Source organism: Alloacidobacterium sp. (assembly GCF_035631355.1).
Lineage (GTDB): Bacteria > Acidobacteriota > Terriglobia > Terriglobales > Acidobacteriaceae > Alloacidobacterium.
Genome location: NZ_DASQIX010000078.1, coordinates 1 through 6,646, shown reverse-complemented (window position 1 = coordinate 6,646; position 6,646 = coordinate 1). Strand labels below are relative to the sequence as shown.

At 55.1% G+C, this 6,646-nt stretch carries 5 protein-coding genes; 2 read left to right on the top strand and 3 right to left on the bottom strand.

The genetic code is table 11. The features are described from left to right. Window positions 1-2,661, bottom strand: a 2,661-nt coding sequence (alaS, locus tag VEV40_RS14850; protein ID WP_324833414.1) for an alanine--tRNA ligase, incomplete at its 3' end; no start/stop codon positions are given. A gap of 98 nt (window positions 2,662-2,759) precedes the next feature. On the opposite strand from alaS, the gene VEV40_RS14845 reads away from it, so the two are divergent. Beyond that, a complete protein-coding gene (locus VEV40_RS14845; RefSeq protein WP_324833413.1) occupies window positions 2,760-3,119 on the top strand; it encodes an energy transducer TonB in 360 nt (119 codons plus the stop codon). A 170-nt stretch (window positions 3,120-3,289) separates the two neighbouring features. Beyond that, window positions 3,290-4,759: an outer membrane beta-barrel protein gene (locus tag VEV40_RS14840; protein WP_324833411.1), complete on the top strand. Its 1,470-nt coding sequence runs from the start codon at window positions 3,290-3,292 to the stop codon at window positions 4,757-4,759. Between the two features lie 21 nt (window positions 4,760-4,780). On the opposite strand, the gene VEV40_RS14835 is transcribed toward VEV40_RS14840, so the two are convergent. Then, entirely contained in the window at window positions 4,781-5,341 is a 561-nt protein-coding gene (locus VEV40_RS14835) for a regulatory protein RecX (RefSeq protein WP_324833410.1), read from the bottom strand. Between the two features lie 72 nt (window positions 5,342-5,413). Beyond that, window positions 5,414-6,646: S9 family peptidase (locus VEV40_RS14830; RefSeq protein ID WP_324833408.1), on the bottom strand; the 1,233-nt coding region annotated here is incomplete at its 5' end.

Sequence of the window (6,646 nt, the reverse complement as noted above, 5' to 3'; positions counted from 1 at the left end):
ATCGACAAGGGTGCGCATTTGTCCGCGGTCAAGTGAATCCACGCGCTGGGACAAGACTTTAATTCCCTTCACCTCAACGGCCTGATCGGCGGCGCTTGAAACTGCCGAAGCAGCGGACTTCATGCGAATCTGCTCCAGTTCGCGGCGGAGCTTCTTTAGCTCCTCGTCCTGTGCGCTGAGTTTGTGCTTGAGCGCGTCGACGGGTGAGAGGTCTGCGCTTGACGAAAGCTGTGAGGCAAGTTGCGCCACCTCGAAGCCGCGGCGAAACTCGTTCAGAGCGCCAAGTCCGGTGACAGCTTCCACGCGCCGCACTCCTGAAGACACGCTGCCTTCGCCCAGCAGCTTCACGACTCCGATCTCGCCCGTCGCTCCGGTGTGCGTGCCGCCGCAAAGCTCGGTCGAGAAGTCGCCGATCTTAACGACACGGACTTTTTCTCCATACTTCTCGCCGAAGAGCGCCATCGCGTGATACTCATTGATGGCCACGTCGATTGGAACGTCTTCCAGCGTCACGACGCGTGTGTTCCCGAGCACTTCCTTATTGATGAGGTCTTCGATGTCCTGCAACTCTTCATCGGCAATCGCGGTGAAGTGCGAGAAGTCGAAGCGCAGGCGGTTTGGTTCCACCAGCGACCCGGCCTGCTTGACGTGCTTGCCCAGCACCTCGCGCAACGCGGCGTGCAGCAGGTGCGTCCCGGTATGGTTGCGCCTCGTGGCGTTGCGGGAATTGCCATCGACCACCGTGTCCACCTTGTCACCAATCTTGAGCGCCTGGCGCAAAATCGCTTTGTGCGCGAAGACGCCCTGAACCGGCTTGGTGCATCCGCTCACATCGGCGACGACGGAGTTGTGGTCGTCGGAATAGAGCCAGCCCGTATCGCCAATCTGACCACCGGAATCGGCGTAGAAGCTCGTGTGATCGAGCACGATTTCGACCGCATCGCCGGGATTCGCCGCCTGCACACCTTGGCCATCCTTGATGATGGCCAGCACTTCGGCTCCGGTGGATATGAGCTGACGATAGCCCTCGAAGACAGTCTTCGGAAGCTCCCGGAATACCGGGCTCGCCGACTGCTTCGTTCCGCCCTTCCATGAGGCGCGCGCACGGGCCTGCTCTTCAGCACGGGCTTTTTCAAAGCCTGTTAGGTCGAAATCTATACCTGCATCGTGGCAGGCATCTTGAATGAAATCAAGTGGCAGGCCGTAGGTTTCATAAAGGTGGAAAGCTTTATCACCAAGTAGAGTTTGGTTTGAATTTACTTCTCGATGCGCTGCCTCAAGAAGGATTTCGCGTCCTCCCGCGAAGAAGTTCAAAGACGCGCCGCCTTCTGCCAACCAATCGTTCAATGCTCCAGATTCATTTCCCAGAAGAATCTCTTCCGCCTCTTCTCTCTTATCTTTAATTCGTTGGATTTCTCTCTCTAGTTCGCGCGAACCTAATTCAATCACCCGAGCAAACTGCCGCTCCTCGGCCTCTACAACCTTCGCAACACGGTCTGCACTTTCCTTCAATTCCGGATAAGCATCCTGCATCTCATCGCGAACGGCAAAGACCATATCGCGCATGAAGGGTTTTTCCTGCCCAAGCAAGCGGCCATGCCGAATGCCACGACGCAGTATCTTGCGCAGCACGTAGCCGCGTCCTTCATTTGCAGGCAGCACCCCATCTGAAATCAAAAACGTAGCAGCGCGGGCGTGGTCGGCAATGATGCGCAATGAAGGATTTTCGACAAGATTCTTATCGATCGTTTCTTGTAGCCGCTGTTCTTCAAGTTCAGATCTTGCGGGAGGCAGAGGGTTGGTTGGGCCCTGCGCCATCCATAAATGTTGAGATCTGTACTGTTGATCCGTCAGTTTACCCGCAGTCCGTATCAGCGGCATGAACAAATCCGTCTCGAAATTCGAAACCTTCCTCTGCAGCACGGCAGCAGTGCGTTCAAGCCCCATGCCTGTATCAATTGAAGGCTTGGGCAGCAGGTTCAGCTCGCCGTGGGCGTTGCGATCGAATTGCATGAAGACCAAGTTCCATATTTCGACGTAGCGGGCGTCATCGCGGCCGAAGGGCTTGTCTTCTCCAGTCTCCGAAGCATCAATGCCCATGTCATAGAAAATCTCCGAGCAGGGGCCGCAGGGGCCGGTGTCGCCCATCTGCCAGAAGTTGTCCTTGCTGCCGCATTCGTGGATGCGGTCGGCGGGAACTCCCTGCGCGAGCCACAGGTTGTAGGCCTCCTCATCGCGGGGCACGCCGTTTTCACCCTTGAAGATGGTGACGTAGAGGCGGTCTTTCGGAATTCCGAACCATTCGGGCGACGTGACCAGTTCCCAGGCGTAGGCGATGGCGTCCTTCTTGAAGTAGTCGCCGAAGCTGAAGTTGCCCAGCATCTCGAAGAAAGTATGGTGGCGGCGGGTGAAGCCGACATTTTCAAGGTCGTTGTGCTTGCCGCCGGCGCGGACGCATTTCTGCGAAGTGGTGGCGCGGTTGTAATCGCGGTGTTCGAGGCCGAGAAACACGTCTTTGAACTGGTTCATGCCTGCATTGGTAAAGAGCAGCGTGGGGTCGTTGGCAGGAACCAGAGAAGACGAGTGCACGCGGCGGTGCCCTTTCGTCTCAAAAAACTTCAGGAACATCTCACGTATTTCAGAGCCGTAACGGTATTGCATCTTTCAAGTCTAGCAGTCGGCAGGCTATGATTTTCCCCACGATGGCATTGCGCGCTGCTTCGATATTTTTGGTCATATCCGCTCTCGCAGCCTCTTGCATGGCACAGAAATGCAAGGGGATGGAAGTCAAGTACGAGAACGACATCCAGTACCCGAACGAAGCCCGCGCCTCGCACTTGCAGGGCGAGGTTGTACTGCAGCTTCACATTGCCGCAGACGGCTCACTGACGGCGGATATCGTCTCCGGGCCGCCTGCTCTTGCTGAGTCCGCCAAACGCTTTGCCGAGAGCTGGAGCATCACCTGGCCTTCATCAAATACAGCGGCGGCGGCGTGCGCTCCGGTCCTGCGGGTGACCTACAAGCTGAAGGCGGACGGCTTCAAGGTGAAGGAGAAGCTGCCAACGCACATTATGGTGGAAGCGCCTCCGATTGAGACGAATGAGCCTGCACCGCACTAATGGCCGATGGCTCGTAAGTATCGAGAATCAAGCTATTTCATCGTCCTTATAAAACCCTTTTATCGGGCTTAGGCTCTCCTTACCTCATCCTTCCTAATCTGAAGTGTTCGCTTTGAGCGACCGGGACTGACAAACTCTGCCCGGTCTCGAACGCACACAGATAAGGGAGAATGATGAGGGCCAAATGGAAGTCAGCACTTTGCGCGGCAACTGCCGCGATTTGTTTTCTAGTAGGGTTAAGTGGATCGGCACAATCAGTCACAGAGACGGTTACAGATGAACCATCTTCTTCGCCTGGAATTCCGGACGCCCCCAGCACAAAACAGCGGAATTTTGCTGAGCGCTGGGCGAAGTTCTACACCGACGATTGGAGTGGACAGAGCACCGGCAGCAGCGATTCCGCTCCACAGAAGCGCGGCCTACCCGCTCCGCTTGATTCGCCGCCTTTTCCCAACAGTGACTGGAGTTACGGTGGATCGCAGGACATCGGCGCGCCGGATGGCAATGTCTATCCACTCATGAAAGCCCTCAATCACGAGAAGAGCCGCACAAAAGTCTACGGGTGGATCGAGCCAGGATTGAACTTCAGCACATCCAGCAAGAACAACTTCCCCGACTCCTACACGGTCTTCCCCAATCGCCTCGAACTCGATCAAGCCGTGATCTATATTGAGCGGCTCGCAGATACGGTGCAGACGAAGCACTTCGACTGGGGTTACCACATCACAGCCTTCTACGGAACTGACTACCGATTCACGACAGCCAAAGGCTATTTCAGCCAGCAGTTGTTACTATTCAACCGCCAATATGGCTTCGATCCGGTGATGGAATATGTGGACCTCTACTTTCCGCGCGTAGCGCAAGGCATGGATGTGCGCATGGGGCGCTTTATTTCCGTGCCCGGCATTGAAGCGCAGCTGGCACCGAACAACTACATGTTTACGCATTCTCTTCTCTACACCATCGATCCGTTTACCGATACCGGAATCATGAGCACTATCAAGCTCAACAAGCGTTGGCTCGTGCAGGCAGGCTTCTCTGCTGGGCACGATGTTGCGCCCTGGACGCCGGATCGCAAGCCCACCGTTCATTTCTGCCTGAATTACACGACTGCAAGTGGTAACGACAACCTGTATGGCTGCGCCAACGGCATCAATGACGGCAAGTATGCCTATAACAACCTGCAGCACTACGATCTGACCTGGTACCACAAGTTCAATAAAAGCTGGCACACTGCCACGGAGGCCTGGTACATGTACGAGCGCGATGTTCCAAACGTAGCGGGCAATGTCGAGAACCCCGTTCCGACAGAGATCGGGGCAAACGGCGCCTTCTGTCAACCAGGGCAGTTGCGCTGCACCGCTCCGGAATATGCCATCGTGAACTACCTGCAAAAGGAATTCAATCCGCGCCTGTTCCTGTCATTCCGGTCAGATTTTCTGGATGACAAAAAAGGTCAGCGCACCGGCTACGCGACTAAATACAGTGAGAACACTCTGATGTTCGGCAAATGGATGGGCAATACCATTCTTATCCGACCCGAGATTCGCTTTGACCGCTCATGGGATCTGAAGGCATATAACAACGGTAAGAATAACAACCAATTCACCTTTGCTGCTGACCTGATCTACAAGTTCTGATCGTACGAGGCAGCCCTCGGCTCAATCAGAGTCGGGGCTGTCTTCGGGATCGATGGATTCGAGCGCGGAGAGGGTTTCTTCGTCTATGTCCCAGTTTTTGAGGATTTTGAAGATCAGTCCCGTTGAGAAGCCGGCGCGGACGAGCATCCGCATGATGTGTGCGGTTTCTTTGTCATTTGTGGGCTTTTGGATGCGTTTTCGTGTCAAAAAACGGCGAATAAGCTGTTCTTCGTTGACATTTTCGTAGGCAGCGTCAAGGGTCTTCGCGATGACGTTGGCGTGCACCCCTTTCTGGACCAGGCCTTGGCGGACACGCCGCTTGCCGAAGCTGGAGTTCTCCTGCCTGAGACGCGCATAGTCAGTCGCGTAGTTGGTGTCGTTGAGATAGCGCTGGGCTTTCAGGCGGGCTATGACGTGGTCTATTTTTGCCTCGCCTTGTTCGCCCTCTTCGACGCGGGGGCGCATCATTCGCTTTAATTCGGCGACGGTGCGCATACGGCGGCCGAGAGCACCTATAGCGTACTCGTAGAGCGCGGATTCGTCGAGAGGTTGTTTTTTCTTCGGCGTGGAGCGGAATGGCATTATTGATGATTATCTGACCTGAAAGGCTCCCATGTCTCTACGAGACATGGGCATCCACGATTCTCTTAATGCCTATTTCGTCCACTGATCTACCCAATCATTCACTGTTTTGTACCAGAGCTGGGAGTTTTGCGGTTTCAGGACCCAGTGGCCTTCGTCGGGGAAGTAAAGCATTTTTGAGGGCACTTTCATGCGTTGGAGGGTGGTGAAGAGCTGATAGCCTTCGGAAACGTCGAGGCGGTAGTCGAGCTGGCTGTGAATGACGAGCGTTGGGGTTTTGAAGTTTGTCTCGGCGAGCATGGGCGACCATTTGCGGTAGAGGGCGCGGTTCGTCCAGGGAGTGCCCTTGAACTCCCATTCGTTGAACCACAACTCGTCGGTTGTTCCGTAAGCTGATTCAGGATTGAACATGCCGTCGTGCGAGACGATGCAGCGGAAGCGGTTGGTGTGGCCAAGAATCCAGTCGGCCATGTAGCCGCCGTAGCTTGCGCCCAGCGCGCATTCGCGCGTCTTGTCGATGAAGCTGTAGTGCTGCTCGGCGTAATCGAGCCCGCGCATCAGGTCGATGTAGGGCTTGCCGCCCCAGTCGCCGTTTACGCCGTCGATAAAGGCCTGTCCGTAGCCGGTCGAGCCGCGCGGATTGATCATGATGACGACATAGCCGTTTGCGGCGAAAAGCTCCGCATTCCAGCGATAGCTCCAGCTATCGCCCCATGCACCCTGCGGGCCTCCATGGATAAGGAATTTGACCGGGTATTTTTTGTTGGGGTCGAAGTTAGGAGGCTTGATGAGAAAGCCCTGAACTTTTGTTCCGAGAGCGCCAACGAACCAGAAGTCCTCCATTTTCGATATATCCAGAGAAGAGAAGAGGTCGTCATTGAGGTGAGTCAGATACGGTGGCTCGTATGTAGGTGGTGTTACATCCTTGGCTGGTCCGCTTTTGGTAAAGTCAACCGCAAATTTTCGGGCGCTATCGTCCATCTCTAACGGATCAGCTGCTGCGATCTCCGAGGGGCGATCGATTCTCATCAAATTGCCAATGAGTATTAGTCGTCCATTTCGCAGCACGGGATGAATGTCACTCCACCCGCCACGGGCCTTGCCAAAGCGGTGCAGGTCGTCTCCGGTGATATTTGTCTCATAAACAGGGGTTTCACCTCGATCTCCGGCTACGAATAAGATATGTTGCGAGTCATCGACCCAGACAAATTCGTCAACCCATCGATCCAGCGCTTTTTCCGTGGGTGCTCCACCTGTTTTGGGATATGTTTTCAGGGTCAACTCGACTTCGTGAGCAATTTTCGT